Raw genomic sequence first — 20,741 nt, 5'->3', positions numbered from 1 at the left:
CCCCCCGGCCCCCCTCCTTGGTAAGGAGGGGGAGTGCTCTGCCAGTTTCAAACCTTGCGAAGCCACCCCCTCCTTGGTAAGGAGGGGGCCGGGGGGTGGTCCACTTTACGGAGCCAAAGGCGAGGCAATGAAATTCAGGAAGGAATGATTAAGCTGCCGGTATTTCTCCGTATCGACGCGGTAGTAGAAGGCCCCCTTTTTGGAGAAACCCTTCTGTTTTTCGTCGAGCTTGATCAACAGGTGGGTCGACAGGATTTTGCGGCTGAAGTTGCGCCGGTCGAACTCGGTATTGTAGATGGCGTCGTACAGCTTTTTCAGCTGCGGGATAGTGAACTTTTCGGGCAGCAACTCGAAACCGATGGGGTGCTGGGCGGCCTTGTAGCGCAGCCGCCGGATCGCCAGCGACACCATGTCGCCGTGGTCGAACAGCAGCGGGGGCAGGTCGTAGATCGAGAACCAGCGGGCCTGAAACGTCTCCGACAGCTTCGATTCGTAGTCGGCCACCTTCACTAAGGAGAAATAAGCCACCGAAATCGTCCGGACGATGGGGTCGCGGTGCGGGTCGCCGAAGGCGTACAGCTGTTCGAGGTAGACGTTGGTCAGGCCGGTCAGTTCGAACAGGATGCGGGCCGCGGCCTGTTCGAGGCTCTCGTCGGGCTGAAGCCAGCCGCCCATCAGCGACCAGGTTTCCGCTTCCACCCCCCGCCGAACCAGCAGCACCTTCAGGCCCTCGCCGTCGAAGCCGAAGATGATCGAATCCAGAGCCAGTAAATACGGATGCTGCTGCCTGTATTGGTCTAACATTGCCTGCTGCCTGCAAAATCAAAATTCCGGCTAAGATAGCGGGCAATCGCAGAATTTCACGACCTCCCCGAAGGCTTTCTTGGGTTGGCGGCCCCGGCCGCAAATCGGGTCGTCAGCGCAACAGGTAAACATCGACGGAGCGTTTCACCTCTTCCAGCGTCCGCTCCGGCTTTCGGAACGGGGTCGGGATGGGCTGTTTCGAGAACGTTTGCAGATAGAGCACCCAGGCATCCCGCCACCAGATCGCTTCGCGCTCCTGGGTCAGCAGCCGTCCGGCTACGTCCGCGTGGGTATCGGGATCGACGGCGGCTTTAACCTGCGCCCATTCGCGCTGCATCCAGCGCACCGAGTCGGCACCGGCGTAAAACCGGGTGCAGAGTTCGTTCCAGAGCGTGCGGCCGCTGCTCAGCTGCTTCGTCCAGGGCACATGATGGAACCAGAGCAGGAACGGCAGCGGGCAGGTTTCGGGATTTTCCCAAGTCCGGCGCACCTCCGGCCGATATTGCTCCAGCGCCCGGCTACCGGTGGCGGTCCGGTCGAAGCCCAGCCCGACGGAATCGGCCCGGTGGTAATAGACGGCCGTCCAGTCGGGCCGCGAACTGCGGTTCTGCCAGGGTTCCGGCGCGAAATGAACGCCCGTCCACGGCCGCGACAGCCCCAGTGGGGTGTTATAATCGACGTAAATCTCCCGCGAACGGAGCAGCAGGTTCACGATGCGCTTCACGGCCTGCGGCTCCCGGGTCAGCGTCATCCGCACCCATTCACCGGCGATGGCCTCCGCCGTCAGCGTATGGTCCCACGCCAGCCGCCCGAAGGCGTACCAGTTGGCCTGCGCCAGCGGGTGGCCGGTCCAGTTGCGGTGGGACCCGGTATTGGCAACGCCCGCCATGGCCGTCATCGCATAGCCGTGCAGACTGCCGTCGACGACCTTCGCCACCGTCGAGCCCTTGCCGGCTACATACGTATCCGACTCCAGACATTCCCTGAAGATCGGCGCTTCGTACACGAGGTGCGTCGCAAAGCCGAGGTATTCCTGCGTCAGCTGAAACTCCATGCCCAGCGGGGTTCTGGGCATGTTGCCGAACAGGGGCGAAAACGGCTCCCGGGGCTGGAAGTCGATGGGGCCGTTCTTGACCTGCACGATCACCTTCGGGTCGAATTGGCCGTCGAGGGGCGTAAACTCGTCGTAAGCGGCTTTGAACCGGTCCCCTTTGGGGTCGGCCTTGTAGACGAAGGCCCGCCAGATTACCACCCCGTCGTAGGGTTTGAGGGCCTCGGCGAGCATGTTGGCGCCGTCGGCGTGGGTGCGGCCGTAATCCTGCGGCCCGGGTTCGCCCTCCGAGTTGGCCTTGACCAGAAACCCGCCGAAATCCGGGATGATGCGGTAAATCTCCTTCACCTTGTCGGCCCACCACTGCCGCACCTGCGGGTCAAGAGGGTCGGAGGTTTTCAGGCCGCCCAGCGTTTTGGGCGCGGCAAAATAGACCGACAGATAGACCCGAATGCCGTAAGGCCGGAATACCTGCGCCAGAGCCGCCACTTTCCGCAGATACTCTTCAGTCATAAACCGGGCGCTGGCGTTCACGTTGTTGACGACGGTGGCGTTAATGCCCAGCGAGGCATTGGCGCGGGCGTAATCACGGTAGCGAGGGTCGATGCGCTCGGGCAGTTCATACCATTTCCAGAGCGACGAACCGGCATACCCGCGCTCCACGGAGCCGTCGACGTTGTCCCAGTGGTTCAGCATCCGGAACCGCACTTTCGGGTTGCTCGTCTCCGAAATCGTTTCGAGGGATTGCCCCGTCTGAATCCGGCGCAGGAGGGCAAACGCGCCGTACAGCACCCCCGCGTCGGTTTTTCCGGTCACTACCAGGTTGCCGTTCCGGGTCGAAAGCCGGTAGCCTTCGGGCTGCAAACCCGGCTCTCCGGCCGTCACCGCCAGCACGATGCCGCCGGTCCGATTGCCGGCCCCGCCGATCCGGGGAACGGCTTTTCCGAGCAGGCCCTGCAGGCCGGTCTGTAACTCCCCGGCGGCTGTCTGGAGCATCGGGCCGTCGCCGGAAAGGGCGATGAACCCGGCCGCCCGGGCGTAGGACTGCCGAAGGGCGTCATCGGTGATCCGGTCATATTTTAGCCAGAGCCGGTAACCGTCGTCACCCGCCGGCGGTATGGCCCCGGCCCGGCCGATCACCAGCAGCCAGAAAAGCAGGAGAAGGCAACCTGATCTATTTTTCATGAAAAAAGGCTTTTTAAGACTGAGAGGTAAGGGGTTAACGTCAACTTATCCGGATTGGAAACTTTAAACTTCCGACAAATTTACGGATTATGCAATCGGTTGCATTTTATAGGATCGAAATTCGATTTCGGAAAAAGTAATTTTGTATCATTGCACTCGGCTCAGGAGAAAATGGATTTAAGAGACGCTCCACTGGCTCCTCTGAGCCGGAATGATTCGCTTCCGAAGGGCTAAAACCGGGAGCGAAAAGTGGCTCGCCGGCTGATTTAAACCGATTGCAAAACCGTTTCCCGATCGTTCCGTCAGGCTAAAATACGGGCCCAATTTCACCGCGCCAGTCCAGACCATGCAGAAAGAGGTCACGATTTATGATATCGCCAGACTACTCCAGCTTTCCCCGGCCACGGTTAGCCGGGCTCTGAACGACCATCCGGGCATCAGTAGCCAGACCAAGGACATCATCCACAGCAAAGCGAACGAGATGGGGTACCGCTCCAACCGCTTTGCCAGCAACCTGCGCCGGCAGCGCACCAATACCATCGGGGTCATCGTTCCCCGGCTCGACAGTTACTTCATGTCCACCGTCCTGGCCGGGATGGAGAAGGTCGCCAACGAGGCCAACTTCAACCTGATCATCAGCCAGTCGCTGGAGTCGTTCCGAAAGGAGATCGCCAACGCCAAAACCATGTTCGACAGCCGCGTCGACGGGCTGCTGGTGTCGCTGGCGTCCGACACCGAGAACCTCGACCATTTTCATACGTTTTTCCGGAAAAACATCCCGATGATCCTGTTCGACCGCGTGATGCCCCAGAAAAACTGCACGAACATCGTCATCGACAACGTCCGGGCGGGCTACGACGCCACCGCCCACCTCATCGCCCAGGGCCGCCGGCGCATCATGCACGTGACGGGCAACCTCCGGCGGAACGTCTATGCCGACCGCCTTCAGGGCTACCGGCAGGCGCTGGCCGACTACGGTCTGCCCACCGATGAAACCCTCCTCCAAACCACGGACCTGACCCGCCAGGACGGCCTCGACGCGGCCGACTACATTGCCGGTCTGCCCTCGACCCCCGACGGCCTCTTCGTCGCCAGCGACTTCTGCGCGGTCAGCTGCATTGGCGCGCTCCAGCAAAAAGGCTTTGCCGTCCCGGACGATGTGGCCGTGGTGGGATTCAACAACGACCCGGTTTCGCTGGTCATACAGCCCAACCTGACGACGGTCCATTATCCGGGGCAGGAAATGGGCGAAATCGCGGCCCAGAGCCTCATCAACCACCTGAACGGCCTGCTGCGGATCAATACCACCAACACCATCCTGCTGAATTATGAACTGATCGTCCGGGAGTCGTCCCGAAAACGCTGAATACCGCTGCCGATGCCGTCTATCGCCCTGTTTCCGACCTCCGCCTTCCGGTATCTGCTCTTCTGGAGCCTGCTTGCCCTGAGCCGGACCGGGTTCGGACAGGTCCGGCTGCCGGGCCTGATCGCCGACGGGCTGGTGCTGCAGCGCGACAGGCCGGTCAACGTCTGGGGCTGGGCGCAGACCGGCGAAACCGTCGAAGTGAGCCTGAACGGCCAGACCCGAACCACCACCACCGGCCCGGACGGCAAGTGGCTCGTGCGGCTCGATCCGATGAAAGCCGGCGGCCCCTACGAGATGCGCATCCGGGGGCGAAACGAAATCACACTGAAGGACGTGCTGGTGGGCGAGGTCTGGCTCTGCTCGGGCCAGTCGAACATGGTCATTCCGATGGAGCGCGTGAAAGAACGGTTCCCCGACGCCATTGCGCAGGCCCGTTATCCCCATATCCGGCAGTTTTTCCTGCCGACCCGCTACCGCTTCGACGGACCGGCGGAGGACGTGCCGCCCGGGCGCTGGGTGGCCGCCGACCCGCAGACCATCCTGAGCTTCTCGGCCGTTGCCTACTTTTTCGCCCTCGACCTGCACCGCCGGTATCAGGTTCCGATCGGGCTGATCAACACCGCCGTGGGCGGCACCCCGGCCGAAGCCTGGCTGAGCGCCGACGCCCTGAAAGCCTTTCCCGAACACCTCGCCACCGTCGAGACCCTGAAGGATACGGCTTACGTGAACGGCATCCGCCGACGCGAAACGGCCGCCATCCGGGCGTGGCAGGCCCGGCTCAACCGACTCGATCAGGGCCACCAGGGCGAAATGCCGTGGTCGGACCCGGCCGCCGACACCGCCGGCTGGTCGACGATGAACGTGCCGGGCTACTGGGAGGATGCCGGGGCGCCGAAAGGCAACGGCGTGGTCTGGTTCCGGCGGGACATCGACGTACCGGCGGCCATGACCGGACGGTCCGCCAAACTGTTTCTGGGCCGGATCGTCGACAGCGACTCGGTATTCATCAACGGCCGTTTTGCCGGAACGATCGGTTATCAGTATCCGCCCCGACGCTACGAACTGCCCGCCGGTCTGCTGAAACCCGGCAGGAATACGCTGATCGTCCGGGTAATCAATACGGTCGGAAAAGGCGGCTTCGTTCCTGAAAAACGCTATGAACTCGTGGCCGGCGACCGGACGCTCGATCTGAAAGGGCTTTGGCAATACCGCGTGGGCGCCACCACGGGTCCGATGCCGGGAACGACCTTTTTTCAGTATAAGCCGGAAGGCGTATTCAATGCAATGGTCGCGCCGATGGTGAACTACACCATCCGCGGTGCCCTCTGGTACCAGGGAGAGGCCAACACCAGCCGCCCCGAGCCTTATGGGAAGTTGCTGCCCGCTCTGATCACCGACTGGCGCAACCACTGGAAGCAGGGCGAATTTCCTTTCCTGTTCGTTCAGTTAGCCAATTACCGGCCGGTGGCGACCGACTCGGCGGAGGGCAACTGGCCCCGGCTGCGGGAAGCCCAGCGCCGGACGCTGGCGGTCCCGAATACGGCCATGGTCGTGGCGATCGACGCCGGGGAGTGGAACGACATTCATCCGCTGGACAAGGAAACCGTCGGCAAACGGCTGGCGCTGGCGGCCCGGAAGCTGGCCTACGGGGAAAAAGATCTGGTGGCTTCCGGCCCGCTGTATCAGTCGATGCAGCGCAACGGCTCCGCCCTTCTGCTGACGTTCTCGAATACCGGCAGCGGGCTGACGGCCAAAGGCGGAGTCCCCCTGAAACAGTTCGCCATCGCCGGAGCCGACGGAAAGTTCGTGCCGGCCACGGCCACGATCCGGGGTAATCAGGTCGAAGTGCAGAGCGCTCAGGTGCCGGAGCCGGTGGCGGTGCGGTATGCCTGGGCCGACGACCCGGTGGGCGCTAACCTGTATAACCGGGAAGGATTGCCGGCTACGCCCTTCACGACGGAGCCGTAAGCGATCCTGAAAGATATTGATTCCTAAACCTTTAACGATGAAAAAGTCAATATTCCTCCTGCTGTTTCCGGTCTGCGCGGCCTTGTCCGCGACCGCGCAGGACACGACGGGCCGGGCGGCTTTTCTGGCGGCTCAGGATTCGATCCGGAAGCTGTCGGTGGCGGATCACCAACGGATGCTGGACCAGCTGGGCATCCGCACGCTGCGTTCCGGCCCCTCCGGCAACCCCAGCGCCCCGAACGCGGCCAACGCCGACGAGAGCAAAGCCACCACCTACACCAGCCTTCCGGACCCGCTGGTGTTGAAAAACGGAAAGAAGGTCACCTCCGCCAGAATGTGGTGGACGCAGCGACGCCCTGAAATCGTCGAGGACTTCGACCGGGAGGTCTACGGCCGCACGCCCGCCAACCTGCCGAAAGTAACCTGGGAAGTAGCTTCCGAAAGCCGGGAGATGAACGGCGATTTCCCCGTCATTACCAAAAAGCTGATCGGCCACGTCGACAACTCAACCTATCCGGCCCTGAAAGTCGACATTGAAATGACGCTCTCGACGCCCGCCAACGCCACGAAGCCGGTGCCGGTGATGATGAGTTACGGCTTCCGGTTTCCGCCCGGTTTCCGGCTGCCGCCCCCACCGGCTTCGGCCTCCGGCAAGCCCGAACCCACCTGGCAGCAGCAGTTGCTGGCGAAGGGCTGGGGCTATGTCGTCCTGTACCCGACCAGCTACCAGGCCGACAACGGCGCGGGCCTGACGCAGGGCATCATCGGACTGGTCAACAAAGGCCGGCCGCGCAAACCCGACGACTGGGGCACACTCAAAGCCTGGGCCTGGGGCGCCGGCCGGGCGCTCGATTATCTCGAAACCGACCGGGCCGTCGATGCGAAGAAGGTGGGCATCGAGGGGCTGTCGCGCTATGGAAAGGCTGCGGCCGTCACGATGGCGTACGAACCCCGCATCGCCATCGGCTTCATCGGCTCCTCGGGCGAGGGCGGGGTCAAGATTCACCGCCGGACCTTCGGCGAACAGGTCGAGAACGTGGCCTCGGCCGCCGAATACCACTGGATGGCCGGAAATTTTATCAAATTTGCCGGGCCGCTGACGCCCAACGACCTGCCCGTCGACGCCCATGAACTCGTGGCCCTCTGCGCGCCCCGGCCGGTGTTCATCAGCGTCGGTTCGCCGACGGTCGAAGGCACCTGGGTCGATGCGAAGGGGATGTTTCTGGGCGGGGTGCATGCCGGGCCGGTCTACCGGCTTCTCGGTAAAAAGGACCTCGGCACGACGGAGTTTCCGCCGATGGAAACCGCCCTCGTCGACGGCGACGTGGCCTTTCGGCAGCACGCCGGAGGCCACACGACCGGCCCCAACTGGCCCACGTTTCTGGCTTTTGCCGACCGCTATTTTAAATAACCGTTTTAACAACCTATAAAAAAAGTTATGCTCACTTTCAAAACAACCCTGACCTCCCTGGCCCTAATCACCGGCGCCCTTTCCGCCGGTTTTTGCCAGAATGCGGCCCAGCCGGGTGCGGCCCAACCCAAACCGCTGATCAGCAGCATCTACACGGCCGACCCCTCGGCCCACGTGTTCAACGGGAAAATCTACATTTATCCCTCCCACGACATCGAAGCCAATGTGGCGCAGGACGACGAAGGCTCGCACTTCGCCATGCAGGATTACCACATTCTGTCGATGGACCGCATCGGCGGCAAGGTGACCGACCACGGGGTGGCGCTGTCGCTGAAAGACATTCCCTGGGCGGGGCGGCAGCTGTGGGCGCCGGATGCGGCTTTCAAAAACGGCACCTACTACCTGTATTTTCCGGTGAAAGACAAGCAGGACATCTTCCGGATCGGCGTCGCCACCAGCCAGTCCCCGACCGGCCCCTTCAAGGCGCAGCCGAACCCGATCCCGAACAGCTTCAGCATCGACCCGGCGGTTTTCACGGACACCGACGGCACTTCGTACATGTATTTCGGCGGCATCTGGGGCGGGCAGCTTCAGCGGTGGCACACCGGAAAGTATGAAGCCAACGGCTCCAAAACCGACCTGAAAAAAGACAACGAACCCGCCCTGAGCGCGAAAGTCGTGCGGATGAGCAGGGATATGCTGACCTTCGACGAGCCGGTGCGGGATGCGGTCATCGTGGACAAGGACGGAAAGCCGCTGCTCGGGGGCGACCACGACCGGCGCTTTTTCGAGGGCGGCTGGATGCACAAATACAACGGAAAATACTATTTCTCCTACTCGACCGGCGACACCCACTACCTGGCCTATGCCGTCGGTAATTCGCCGTACGGGCCGTTTACGTACCAGGGCATCCTGATGAAACCGGTCACCGGCTGGACGACCCACCACTCGATCGTGGAGTTTCAGGGAAAATGGTATATCTTTTACCACGACGTCGAATTGAGCGGCAAAACGCACCTGCGGAACATCAAGGTCCGCGAGCTGACCCGCCGGCCCGACGGTTCTCTCGAAACCATCACCCCCTGATCCCGGCCATGTGGTCCCAGGTTGCCGAGCAGGAGTTTTACGACGAGATCGATGGGTTCATCAGCCGTCTGGATGATGACTGGAAACGGACGCCGGTCGACCGAAAGGTGCTGCCCGTACCGGCTTCGGTATTTGAAGCCTACGTGCAGCTCCGGCAGGAAAAGGCACACCCGGACCCTTTGCCCATCGACACCGACGGCCTGCCGCTGGTGCGGTATCGGGGGATCCGGATGAAACCGGCCGAAACCCAATAAACCGTAACTTTTCATGAATACCGCTTCCCTGTTCCGCCTGCTGACCTCCGCCCTGGCCCTCTGGTCGTGTGACCCCGGCGAAACCACGCTGGTCACCAGCCGCCACGACGGCCACACGCTCGAACTGATCGATCACCCGACGATGCCCGGCATCGGGATGACCAACCACCAGCCGGTGCTGAAGTTCGACGGAAAGATGGTTTCGGACGAAAATGTAGGCTTCCCGCTGCTGCCGGAGCAGTATCCGGGCTGGATCGTCCGTTCCTATCTGGCCGATACGCTGCCCTCCGACCGGACTCCCTGGACGGTGTACGTTTCGCCGGGGATGTTCAGCCGGGAGGACTTCGACCGGCTGGCGGCCTGTTTCGAGGCCCAACGAATGCAGTTTCAGGCCGGGCTGGATGCCTTTCCGCGCTCGGCTACCGGCAAACTGTCCCCCGGCCGCATCGCCCGGCTCGTCTACGGCGAACCGCCCCGGCCGGTTATCTTCCGCCCGAAACAGGGCCGGTTCGCCGTCGGGGACAATACCGAAATCAAGGAAAACTTCATTCTCCGGCCGGACGGCCACTGGCTGCTGAACATCGAATCGAACGCCGGGGACGGCCTGCACTCGACGGTGTTTGCCGCCAAAGGGAAGCTGAAGGCCGAGCAGGGGAAACTGGTGCTGGAAGAACCCTTCGTCATCGACCATCCGGGCATCAAAGCAAAACCGGAGATGGCCGGCCTTTCCGATGCCGACTATCTCCGGTCGTTTGCCGACTCGACGGGCCGGCCGCTGCTGAGCGTGATCCGGAATCCGTTCTGAGCGGCTTTAGTCCTCGCCGAGGATGCGCTCCAGGTCCACTTTCGCCAGCCGGTAATCGTAGACGGCCTGAAGGCGGTTGGTCTGGGCCTGCCGAAGCGCCAGTTCGGCGTCGTTGACCTCCCCGAATTTCGCCAGCCCCTGCCGGTAACGGCTCTGGGTCAGCCCGTAGCTGCGCTCGGCCGCCCGGATGACGCCCTCGCCCGTCCGGATGCGCTCCCGGGCCTCTTCCAGCGCGTCCTGACCCGAACGTACTTCATTGGCGATCAGCGCCTTGTTGTAGCGAAGCTGCTCCTGCGCCTGCTCACCGGCCAGCTGGGCCTGCTGCACTTTGGACGTATGCACGGCGTTGAATACCGGCACGTTCAGTTGCAGACCGAGGAAGCTGAAGAACGGCCAGCGGCTGTCGGAGAAATTGAAATTATTGATCTGCGACAGCGTCCCGGCCTGCCCGATCAGAGCCAGAGTGGGCCGACGGCGGGCCTGTTCCATCTGCGTCTGTAAGCGGCTGTTCTCGAAGCCCAGCGCCAGTTGCCGCACTTCCGGCCGCTGTTCCCAGGCCTGCCGGATGGTGGGGTCTTCAGGCCGGATTTCGGCCGGGGTATACGTCAGCGAATCGGTCAGAACCAGCGCCGGAGCCGGACGGTCGGAAGCATCCGAGAGGCCCGTGACGACGGCCAGCTGGTTTTTCAGCAGCGTTACCGCCCGCTCGACCTTCGAGAGACCCGGCCGGAGGTTTTCCACCTCGACAAACGCCCGGAGCGTGTCGACATCGGTCGCCAGCTGGGCCTTATACAGCGTACGGACTTCCCGGAGGGCCAGCTGCGCCCGGTCGAGGCTGCGCAGCAGCAACCGCCGTTGCTCTTCGGCCAGCAGTACGTTCAGGTACAGCTTCTTCACCTCCGCCACCTGCCGCGCCGTCACCGCACGCAGGCCCTCGCCGGCGGCTTTCATGCCCAGCTCGGCCTGCCGGCGACCGACCCGCAGCTGCGGCTGAATCAGCGGCATCCCGAGGTTGACGCCCAGATTATACTGATTTTTCAGGGCCGCGGCCACCGGCGTCATTTTGTTTTCATCGAGCGAAAAACCGCCTTCGGGGGTGATGCTGAACGCCGGGAAGAAGAACACCGGGGCCTTGAGGTTTCGCTGGTATTGCCCGAAGGCGTTGACCGTCGGCAGGCTCATGCGCCGGGCTTCCTCGGCCCGGGCGTCGGCCTGACGACCCGCCAGCCGGGCCACCTTCACCTCGCCGTTCTGCCGGCGAACCAGTTCCACAGCCTCGTTCATGGACAGCGGCTTCGCTTCGGGCGTCTGCGCCTGCGCCAGGCCGGCGGTGAGCAGCACCAGCACGACGCTCAGCGGCACCGACTGAAGACCGGCGGTTTTTTCGGGCCGGTTCCGGCCTTTCTTTCCGATCCGGTCTACCCGGGCAATCATCCGGGCGAAGTAGAAGTACATCACCGGCACGAATACCAGCGTCAGGAACATCGAACTGCTCAGGCCCCCGATGAGCGCCCAGGCCAGCCCGCTTTTCAGCTCGGCCCCGGGGCCGGTCGCGAGGGCGATGGGCAGCATCCCGATCACCATCGCCAGGGTGGTCATCAGGATCGGGCGGAGCCGGATGTGGCCCGCTTCGAGCAGGGCTTCGATCACCGGCATACCGTTTTCACGGTTTTCGTTGGTCCGTTCCACCAGCAGAATGGCGTTCTTGGCCACCAGCCCGAGCATCATGATCATCCCGAGAATGGTAAAGACGTTCATCGAGTTCATCGTCAGCGCCATGGCGAACAGCGCCCCGACGATGGCGACCGGGATGGAGAACAGCACCACGAGCGGATACGCCCAGGAGTTGTACAGCGCCACCATGATCAGGTACATGAACAGGATGGCCGCCAGAAACATCAGCCCCATCTTCCCGAACGAATCGTCCTGGAGTTCGAGGTCACCGCCGTAGGTGACCCGCACCGAGGGGTCGAGTTTCAGGGCTGCGACGGCTTTCTGGATGTCGATCCCGATCTCGCCCGTCGGCCGGCCCACCGACTGCGAGGTGATGGTCATGGAGTTGTCGCGGTCCTTGCGCTCCAGAATGGCCGGGTTGAACGTCTCCCGGATGTCGGCCACCTGCCGCAGTTCGACGGGTTGCCCGTAGGCGTTCGTCAGCGTCAGACCGGCGATCTGCTGCGTGCGGTTCCGGTACGGCTCGGCATACTGCACCCGCAGCGTGACCGACTCGGTGCCGCGCTGGATCTTCAGGTCGTCGAATCCGGCCAGGGCGGTACGGACGGCCATGCCCACGGATTCGGTGGTCAGGCCGTAGCGGGCCAGTTTCTCCTGATCGACCTGAATTTCCACCTCCGGTTTGCGGACATTCCCTGAAAACCGGACGTCGGCCGTACCCGGTATTTCGCGGATGGCGTCCACGAGCCGGATGGTTTCTTCCCGCAGCTTATCCCGGTCGGGGGCGCTGACCATCAGCAGAATCGGCGACGCGTTGTCGGAACCCAGAATCCCGAGCGGATAGGCCCGGATGCGGGCGCCGGGGATGCCGGAAGCCAGCTCCTTCACCTCCCGCGTCAGCGTGTTGAGGTCCTTGTCGCGCTCCTGGCGCGGAGAGAAGGTAATCGAAAACTCGACGGCGTTCTTGCTCGTCGGCAGGCTCGACCAGCCCTCAGGGTTGGCGCCTACGTTGGTGAACACGCGCCGGACCTCCGGCATCCGGTACAACCGGGCTTCGAACTGCCGGGCATAGGCGTCGGTCTGATTCAGTTTATACCCTTCCGGAAACTGAAGCACGGCGTTGATTTCACCCTTGTCGGTCGGCGGCATGAACTCCCCGCCGATGAAGCCTTTCCCCGGCAGCATGAGCGAAGCGACGAACAGCACGAACGTCCCGAGCACGGTGGTTTTGCGGTACCGGAGGGCCCGGCCCAGCAGCGCCTGGTAATTCCGTGAAACCGACTCGAACACCCGCTCGAAGCCCAGACCGAAGCGGCCCATCAGCGTCCGGCTGCTCAGGGGTTCGAGCTGGCCGAAGCGCGACGCGATCATCGGGGTGAGGGTGAACGAAACCAGCAGACTGAACAGCGTCGAGATGACCACCACAAGGGCGAATTCCCGCATGAGATCCCCGATCAGGCCGGGCGAAAGCGAGAGCGGCACGAATACGACCACGTCCACCAGCGTAATGGCGACGGCGGCAAAGCCGATGCTGTTGCGGCCCTCGAGGGCGGCCGCGCGTTTCTCCACGCCCTTCTCCAGCTGCTGGTAGATGCTTTCCAGCACCACGATGGAGTCGTCGACCAGAATCCCGATCACCAGCGAGAGCGCCAGGAGCGTCAGCAGGTTAAGCGAAAAGCCCAGCAGGTTCATGAAGATGAAGGTCGACAGCAGCGAAGCCGGAATGGCGACCATCACGATCAGCGACGACCGCAGGCTGTGCAGGAACACGAACATCACCAGCGCCACCAGCCCGATGGCGATCATCAGGTCGTGGTTGACGGCATCGGCCGCGGCCAGCGTAAATTCCGAGCCGTCCTGGGCTACGTCGAACTGAAGGCCCGTCGAGGCATAGTCGGCCTGGAGTTTTTCCAGCGCCTTGCGGGCGGCTGCGGCCACCTCCACGTTGTTGGCGCCGGATTGCTTCTTGATCAGAATCCCGACCGCACTCCGGCCGGAGGGAGCGCCCTGCCCGGCCTTCACCATGAAGCGGCTCAGGTTCTCCATCTCCTTCTGCGCCAGCGACACCTTCGATACCTCACCCAGCCGGATTTTCTGGCCAGACGGGCTGGTGTATACGACAATATCGTTCAGCCGGGCGATCTCGTCGGTTTTCCCGACCACCCGCACCGAATAGGCCGCATCGGTATCTTTCACGCTTCCCGACGGCACGTTCAGGTTCGACGCCCGGATGGCACCGACCACCTGTACGACCGAAAGATTCAGCGCCCGCAGCCGGGCCGCATCGAGCGCCACGCTCACCTCGGCCTCGGGCAGCCCCACGAACTGTACCTGCCCGACGCCCGCCACCTGCGACAGCCGCGGCTTGATCTGGGTCTTCAGAAGCGTTCCGAATTCGAGGTCCGTCAGCCGGCTGTTGGCGGTCACCTTCAGCAGGGGTAGTTCGGAGATGGAGAAGCGGTCGAGGGTCGGCGTCCGCGAACCGGCGGGCAGGCTCGAAACGACGCCGTTGACGCGCCGTTGCACGTCCTGCAGGGCCTTGTCCGAATCGACGTCGTGTTTGAACTCGACCATTACGACCGAGACGTTTTCCAGTGAGAGCGAGGTGATCCGTTTGATGCGGTCGGCCGAGGAGGTGGCTTCTTCGATGGGTTTCGTGATGCCGCTTTCGACTTCGGCGGGCGATGCGCCCGGGTAGGGCGTCGTGACGATGATAAACGGAATCGACATGTTCGGCAGCAGTTCGTACCGCAGCTGCGAATACGAGAACAGGCCGAGAATGCCCAGTGCCAGGAACAGAACGATGACCAGGATCGGGCGTTGTATGGATAATAAGGTGAGTTTCATGGGAGTAACGGGTGTGGTTGGAGAGATTGGATCAGCGGCCGCCGACGGTCACGCTCTGGCCGTCTTTCAGCCCTTCCGTGCCGCTGACGACCACGGTTTCTCCCTCCTGCAGACCGTTCTGAACAAGCAGCGTGGTTCCGAAGGAAGCGCCCGGTTCGATGGTGCGAAGGCTGATGCGGTCGCCTTTCAGGACGTAGACGGCCGGCTGTTTGCTGGTCGTAACCAGAGCCGAACGCGGAACGGCCAGACCCGAAGCCGTTCCGGCCTCAGGCAGCGACACCGAAGCGGTCATGCCCACGCGCAGGGGGTGTCCGGCGCTGTTGGCCACCCGGATTTCAACCGGAAACCTGCCGGTTTCTCCGCCTTTAAGCCGGATCTGGTAAACCGTCCCGGTCAGCGTTTTGCCCGGATACATATCGAAGTCGACGGCCACGGAGCGGCCGGGGCGGAATCGGGACAGTTCGGCTTCCGGCACCGCCACGACAACCTTCACCGCCGATACGTCCGTGATGGTCAGGAGCGGTGAACCCGGCGCGATGAACATACCCCGCTCCACCGGTTTTTCGGTGACGATGCCGCCGATGGGCGCCTTGATGACCGCGTCGCGCAGCTGCTTTCTCAGCGTCAGGAGCTGCGTTTCCACCGTCCGGACCTGAAGTCGTGCGCTTTCCAGGTCGGCGGTCGGGAGGTTGTTCTCCCGGTGCAGCGCTTCGTAGCGGTTCAGGTCGGCCTGGGCTTTCTTCAGCTGGGCTTCGGCCTGGCCGACGGCAATCTCGGTCAGTTCCGTATCGACGGTTACAATCGGTTGATTCTCACGGACCGAACCGTTCAGGTCGGCGTTCAGGCTGCGGATCGTGCCCTGGGTGGTGGCGTTCATATGGACCTCGCGCCAGTATTCGGTCCGGCCGATGTAGGAAGCCGCTTCCGTGAAGGATTTCCGGCCGACGGTAGAGACGGATACGGTGGTCGGGAGAGGCCTCTGAGCCTCCTGTATCTGTTGTGCCTGTTTCTGTTTGTTGCTCATCAGCAGGGCAGTAGCCCCGCCGACCAGTGCAAAAATGGTGAGGATGGCGAGTAGTTTTTTCATGGTCGTTTCCGGCTTCTGATTTCGGGTCCAAAAGTAGAAGCCGCGGGCGAGACCGAATATCCCGGATTCCATGAAACGTAAAATGGGACTCGCGAAACGGCAATGGGCCGTCTGAATCGCCAAAACGAATTGATGAAATGCCCTGCACAAACGTATTGACCTGTTCGAAGAATTGCGTAGTTTTGACTACTTGCCCTGCCCTGCTGCCTTTTATGAAATTTCCGTCCTACTCGCGCTATGACTCGCTGCTTCAGGCGATTGTGCTGCCTTTATACATCGGCGGCCTGAACTGGCTACTCGTTGGAAATGACTACTGGATGGACTACAGGGTGTTCGGGATCGCCACGGGCGTCCTCCTGGGCATCTCGTTTCTGAACTGGTACGTCAATAATATCATCGCGCTGAAGATTAATGAAATGTACCCCGACCCCCGGGAATACCTCATTCGGGCCATCCGGCGGTTCATCGCCTGCACCATCAGTTCCTGCCTGCACGTTCTCAGCCTGTACTTTATCTATCAGCAGGTGGTGCCGGCTTTCGACCCCGATCCGGGTCGGCTGAGTCTGGCCCTGCTGTTCACGACCGTCATCGTCGTGATCGTCGTGGCGACCTACGAGAGCATCGACAGCTTCGACTACTGGCAGCAGTCGCGCCGGCAGGTGGATACGCTCATCAAAGCCCAGCTGGAGGCCGAACTGGCGGCCCTCCGCCAGCAGGTCAACCCGCACTTTCTGTTCAACAGCCTCAATACGCTGATTTCGCTGATCGGTGAAAACCCCCGGCAGGCCGAAGAATTTGCCGAAGAACTCAGTTCGGTGTACCGGTATCTGCTGCGCAACAACGTGGACTCGCTGACGCCCCTTTCCAACGAGCTGGAATTTATTCAGTCGTATTTCCACCTGCTGAAAACCCGCCATGGCGACGCCCTGAGCCTGGTAACGGAGATTCATCCCGGCACCGAAACCGCCCAGCTGCCGCCCCTGACGCTCCAGTTGCTGATCGAGAACGCCGTCAAACACAACATCATCCTGCCCGACCAGCCGCTGACCATCATCCTCACTACCGACGAGAACAGGCACCTGATCGTGCGGAACAACCTCCAGCGGAAACCGTCGCGGGCGCTGTCCAATGGGGTGGGCCTGAGTAATATCCTGAGTAAATACCGTATGCTGGGCCAGCCCGTCCCGACCATCGAGGACGACGGCCGGGAGTTCCGCGTCCGGCTGCCGCTGGTCTGAGCCGCCGGGCCGTGTGAAAAAGCCGTCCTGGTACCTCGCCAGGACGGCTTTCGGAAGTCATCGGCTCCCCGTTTTCTATTTCCCGATAATCACCTTTCTGCTCTGGAAGGTATTGCCCTGCTTCAACCGCACGATCACCACGCCCCGGGTGTCGGCCAGCCGGACGCGCTGCTTCTGCGGCCCGGTGCCCGGCACCATTTTCAGGTAAAGCATCCGGCCCTGAAGGTCGGCCACGGAGAGTTCGGCGGGGTGCCTGCTCCCCTGAAATCGCACCTCGAATTCGCTCTCGGCGGGGTTGGGAAACACCGTCAGGCCCATCTCCCCTCCGTTTTCGGCCGACGCGGCTACCCGCCCGCCCGACGGGCAGGTCAGCGATTTTCCGTTTTTCAGCACGAAGGTGGTGTTCTGCACCCGGGCGCTGACGGCGTGGGCCTGTCCGTCGAGCAGCGCGGACGGCACCGAAAGGCGAAAACCATGTTCACCGTTGCCCTTTCCGGCATTTTTCAGGTCCTGCCGGAAATTGGAAGCCGTCAGCGTGGCAAGTACCGCACCCCCGTCCAGAATCTCCACCGTCAGCGCCGTATTGGGTCGGTTGCGGTCCCAGACCCAGCCCGAAAGGGTCGTACAGGTAACGCCGTCCAGATACCCCTCGAAATTTCCGGATGTTACGGGCGGGGGCGGGGTGGTCCCGACGGTCAGCGTGAGGGTCGCTGTGGTTTTGGCGCCGGGGCCGTCGGTGGCCGAATAGGTCAGGCTGAACGGCCCGGCGACGACGGGCGTACCGCTGACGACCCGCGTCGACGGATCGAAGGCCAGGTTGGCGGGGAGGCCGGTCAGGTCGTGGGTGAGCGCTCCGTTTTCCGGGTCGGTGAAGGCCGGCAGGGTGGCCGAGAAGGGTTGATTGAGGGTAGCCGTCAGGGAAGGCAGACTGCCGGGTTTGACGGGAGGCTGGTTACCGGGCGGGGTCGTTGCCGGGCAGGTAATGGTTTTGGGAGCATATTTCAGCTGGTAGCTGGTCCCCTGCACCCGAATCCCGACCGAATGCGGCTGGTTGTCTTTCAGAACCGCCGGCGTCGGCACGTTGAAACCGTAATTGCCGGTCCCCTTTCCGGCGTTTTTCACGTCCGACCGAAATTCGGAAGCCACGACGGTTCCGACGACGTTCGGGCCGTCCAGCAACTCCAGCGTCAGCGGAGAATTGGCATTGACCTTATCCCAGACCCAGCCCCGCAGGGAGGTGCATCCGATGCTTTCGGCGTAGCCTTCATACGTGTAGAAAGCCTCGTCGGGCTGCGAAAAATACTCGTCCAGATAGGCCAGCCGTTTTTCGGTCCAGGAACTGACGTAAGCCTGATCGCCCACGGCCAGCGTCGAATTCCACTTCATGCCTTCACGGGCGTAGCCGCCCTGGGCCTTCATCAGGTCGACTATGCCGGCCAGATCCTGTTTGAGGCTGTTCGTGGCCAGAACGCCCGCCCGGAGGGTAAACCACCGCTCCTTCATCTTCGTCCGGACCTCCGGAATGCTGAGCAGCCGCCGGAAGAGGCCATTGGTCAGGATGTCGCGGGTGTTGGTGACCTTCGTGCCGTCCCAGAGGTAGCCGAAGGTGGCGTCGAGGTCCCACGGGATCAGAAAATAAGGTTCGTTTTCCTTGTACCGGGCCACATAGATGTTCTTTCCGAAGTTGTCGCGGCCGGAGGTGACGTTCAGGAAAATGAAATAATCGATCAGATTATCGACCCGCATCTTCTCTCCGATGTGCGCCCTGAACTCCTCCGCCGGCGCGTTGACGACAAACTCCACCAGCCCGAGCAGGTTGTTCCAGTAGGGTTCCTTGGGCAGTTTGATTTCGTAACCGGCCCAGATCTCGCCGGTATTGGGGGCCAGGGGCGGCACCCCGTCGAACCGGGTAGCTCCCGACCAGTCCTCGGCCTTATAGAGTTCACCCCGGATCGTGCCGTCGTCTTCGGTTTTCTTTAGTTTGAGCTGTTTCCGGTCCATGGGCTCCGTGAAGGCGTAGATCCCGTTGTAAGCCCCGTTGATGAAGACGTCGACATACCGGAGCCGGATCGTCGGGAGCGCGTCGGGTTCCATAGCCGCATAATATAGCTGGTGCATTTTCATCCAGAGTCCGTGGGCCAGCATATTGTTGGCCCGCTGCGGCTCTTTGTAGAGGGCCAGGAGCAGCCACTCGCTGTCTTCCCGGAAGCCGAGCAGGGAGGTCTCCACGTTCTCGTTTCCGGTGGCATCGGTGAACAGCTCCACCCGGTACGATTTTTTGGCATAGCCCCGCGACAGCCCGCCCCGGATACGAAGGCCCGTGTGGCCGCTGAACGAAGCGAACGCTCCGCCCGCGATCGTCAGCGTCCCCATGGTCAGAATGTCGTCGTTGTTGCTGATGGCCGCGCCGTTGGTGTTGAGGTGTACAATGGGGAAATCCGTGAAATACAGCGTATAGCCCGTGCCGCTGCTGCTCAGCTTATAGGGTTTCCCGACCTGGAAAGCCGTTGTCGGTTCGGAGAACGTATAGACCTTATCGAACTGGATGGTCAGCGGCTGGGCGCCGGTGGGAAAAGCGGGGACTTTGTTGCAGACGATCAGTTTGAGATTGTTGTCGACCTGGAAACTTCCGGCCTCGGCCGTTACGGATTGAGCTACAGCAGGATAGAATGTCCGAAGGGCTGTAAACAGCAGGACGAACGCAAAGCCGTTCCACGACTTCCGTTTAATAGATTTCGCTTTCATAGTGATTAACAGGTAGGATATTAGAGTATTTTCGTTTCAGGCAATCCCTGCACCCCGCTGTTAATCCTTATTAAAGATAGAGTAGATAGTGAAGCAAAACCAAGACAGCGCTACTGAATTGATTTAATGGCAGTTATCTCAAATTCCGGTGATTTTTCTCCGGGTTGGCGACGGTTTTTGACCTTTGAAACCGGCGGGCTGCCGGCAGCGACTGCTATGGGGCAAACCGTACTTCGATGGTCTTCACCTCCCGAATCCAGCGGGCAGGTTTCTTCTCGTCGGGAACGATGACCCGGTACGGCCCGACGCCCTCGGGCAGCGGGGCACCGTCGACGGCATCGGCCAGCAGCACCGTCCGGCTCGTAAAGCCGGGGTCCAGTTCCGGCAGGGCGAACAGCACCTCGTAGTTATCGGCGGCTTTCACGATCACGTATTTGGTCAGGTTGGCCCCACGCAGCTCACTCCCGAGCGTCGTTCCGGCCCGGCGCAGGATTTCCACCAGAGGCACCCCGGAATACCGGCGCTCCCTGCCGTCGTGTTCTTTGGCGGTTACTTCCGTATGGGGCATGGCTTTCAGATCGGCGGCCTGAAGCGCGAGCGGCCGGCTTACTTCCCCCGTGACGGTCAGGACGGACTGTGCCCGGAGCGGAGGGGCCGGCAGGCCGAAGAAGAGGACGACCGCCGTCAGGCAGGTCATTCGGATAAGGGCGAAGGAACGGTTCATACGGAACAAGGCGGTTCAGAGGATCGGAGGCCACCAGACGGAGGACCGAAAAAGAGCCGGCATCGGCTGGTAACCTGAGGCTATCGTTATTTCCGACCAAATATAACGACCGGCGATCAATTTCGGCAACGGCCCTGGATGAGCGGTCGCTCAGGCGGGTACTTTTTTATTTTCTTCGGCCAGAAACTGCTGAAAACGCTCCTGAAGGCCCCGGTAGTAGGTCAGGTATTTCAAGCCTTCCTCCGTCACGACGGCCCCACCGCCCTTCTCCCCGCCCGTCTGGGTCGATACCAGGGGAGCATCGGCCTGAGTATTCATCGAATGAACCAGTTCCCAAGCCCGCTTGTAGGACATTTTCATGGCCTTAGCCGCCTGATTGATCGAGCCGGTGCGCTGGATGCCTTCCAGCAGTTCCATCCGCCCGATCCCGAAAAAACGATCCTGGGCTTCCAGCCAGATGCGCCCGTTGATCCGTAATCCGACCATACCGTACAAT

14 protein-coding genes are annotated in these 20,741 nt (G+C 61.9%); 7 read left to right on the top strand and 7 right to left on the bottom strand.

Features of this window, described 5'->3' with window-relative positions; translation table 11 throughout:
- Window positions 1-105: 105 nt before the first annotated feature.
- Entirely contained in the window at window positions 106-804 is a 699-nt protein-coding gene (locus tag DX909_RS28495) for an NUDIX hydrolase (protein ID WP_128548660.1), read from the bottom strand.
- Window positions 805-916: 112 nt separating this feature from the next.
- Window positions 917-3,040, bottom strand: a complete 2,124-nt coding sequence (locus tag DX909_RS28490; protein ID WP_128548659.1) for an alpha-glucuronidase family glycosyl hydrolase — start codon at window positions 3,038-3,040, stop codon at window positions 917-919.
- A gap of 346 nt (window positions 3,041-3,386) precedes the next feature.
- On the opposite strand from DX909_RS28490, the gene DX909_RS28485 reads away from it, so the two are divergent.
- From DX909_RS28485 to DX909_RS28460, 6 genes are read left to right on the top strand one after another with little or no spacing between them, the layout of a single operon-like run.
- The gene (locus tag DX909_RS28485) at window positions 3,387-4,406 is read left to right on the top strand and encodes a LacI family DNA-binding transcriptional regulator (RefSeq protein WP_128548658.1); all 1,020 of its coding nucleotides are present in this window, start codon (window positions 3,387-3,389) and stop codon (window positions 4,404-4,406) included.
- A 12-nt stretch (window positions 4,407-4,418) separates the two neighbouring features.
- Window positions 4,419-6,374, top strand: coding sequence for a sialate O-acetylesterase (locus DX909_RS28480; RefSeq protein WP_128548657.1), 1,956 nt, complete (start codon window positions 4,419-4,421; stop codon window positions 6,372-6,374).
- Between the two features lie 37 nt (window positions 6,375-6,411).
- Complete coding sequence (locus DX909_RS28475; protein ID WP_128548656.1) at window positions 6,412-7,785, top strand: glucuronyl esterase domain-containing protein; 1,374 nt, start codon at window positions 6,412-6,414, stop codon at window positions 7,783-7,785.
- 27 nt (window positions 7,786-7,812) lie between these two features.
- Window positions 7,813-8,871, top strand: coding sequence for a glycoside hydrolase family 43 protein (locus DX909_RS28470; RefSeq protein WP_128548655.1), 1,059 nt, complete (start codon window positions 7,813-7,815; stop codon window positions 8,869-8,871).
- Between the two features lie 8 nt (window positions 8,872-8,879).
- Window positions 8,880-9,125 carry a hypothetical protein gene (locus DX909_RS28465; protein WP_128548654.1) on the top strand — a complete coding sequence of 82 codons (246 nt, stop codon included), beginning with the start codon at window positions 8,880-8,882 and terminating at the stop codon, window positions 9,123-9,125.
- A gap of 13 nt (window positions 9,126-9,138) precedes the next feature.
- Window positions 9,139-9,930 (top strand): hypothetical protein, encoded by a 792-nt coding sequence (locus DX909_RS28460; protein WP_128548653.1) that lies wholly within the window; start codon window positions 9,139-9,141, stop codon window positions 9,928-9,930.
- Between the two features lie 6 nt (window positions 9,931-9,936).
- Here the strand turns inward: DX909_RS28460 and DX909_RS28455 are convergent, their stop codons facing one another.
- Both DX909_RS28455 and DX909_RS28450 read right to left on the bottom strand, forming a co-directional pair.
- Window positions 9,937-14,451, bottom strand: a complete 4,515-nt coding sequence (locus DX909_RS28455; protein ID WP_128548652.1) for an efflux RND transporter permease subunit — start codon at window positions 14,449-14,451, stop codon at window positions 9,937-9,939.
- A gap of 31 nt (window positions 14,452-14,482) precedes the next feature.
- Complete coding sequence (locus tag DX909_RS28450; RefSeq protein WP_164851444.1) at window positions 14,483-15,538, bottom strand: efflux RND transporter periplasmic adaptor subunit; 1,056 nt, start codon at window positions 15,536-15,538, stop codon at window positions 14,483-14,485.
- Window positions 15,539-15,750: 212 nt separating this feature from the next.
- Here DX909_RS28450 and DX909_RS28445 point away from each other — a divergent pair, with 212 nt between their 5' ends.
- On the top strand, window positions 15,751-16,776 hold the full coding sequence (locus tag DX909_RS28445) for a sensor histidine kinase (protein ID WP_128548650.1): 1,026 nt from the start codon (window positions 15,751-15,753) through the stop codon (window positions 16,774-16,776).
- Window positions 16,777-16,851: 75 nt separating this feature from the next.
- Here the strand turns inward: DX909_RS28445 and DX909_RS28440 are convergent, their stop codons facing one another.
- The 3 genes from DX909_RS28440 to DX909_RS28430 form a co-directional block, all read right to left on the bottom strand.
- Window positions 16,852-19,521, bottom strand: a complete 2,670-nt coding sequence (locus tag DX909_RS28440; protein ID WP_128548649.1) for a CotH kinase family protein — start codon at window positions 19,519-19,521, stop codon at window positions 16,852-16,854.
- Window positions 19,522-19,735: 214 nt separating this feature from the next.
- Window positions 19,736-20,245 (bottom strand): molybdopterin-dependent oxidoreductase, encoded by a 510-nt coding sequence (locus tag DX909_RS28435; RefSeq protein WP_128548648.1) that lies wholly within the window; start codon window positions 20,243-20,245, stop codon window positions 19,736-19,738.
- A gap of 150 nt (window positions 20,246-20,395) precedes the next feature.
- Entirely contained in the window at window positions 20,396-20,731 is a 336-nt protein-coding gene (locus DX909_RS28430) for a winged helix-turn-helix domain-containing protein (protein WP_128548647.1), read from the bottom strand.
- Window positions 20,732-20,741 lie beyond the last annotated feature (10 nt).

Source organism: Larkinella soli (assembly GCF_003703975.1).
GTDB lineage: Bacteria > Bacteroidota > Bacteroidia > Cytophagales > Spirosomataceae > Larkinella > Larkinella soli.
Note: the sequence above shows the minus strand (reverse complement) of the source record. Positions and strands in the feature narration are given on the sequence as shown.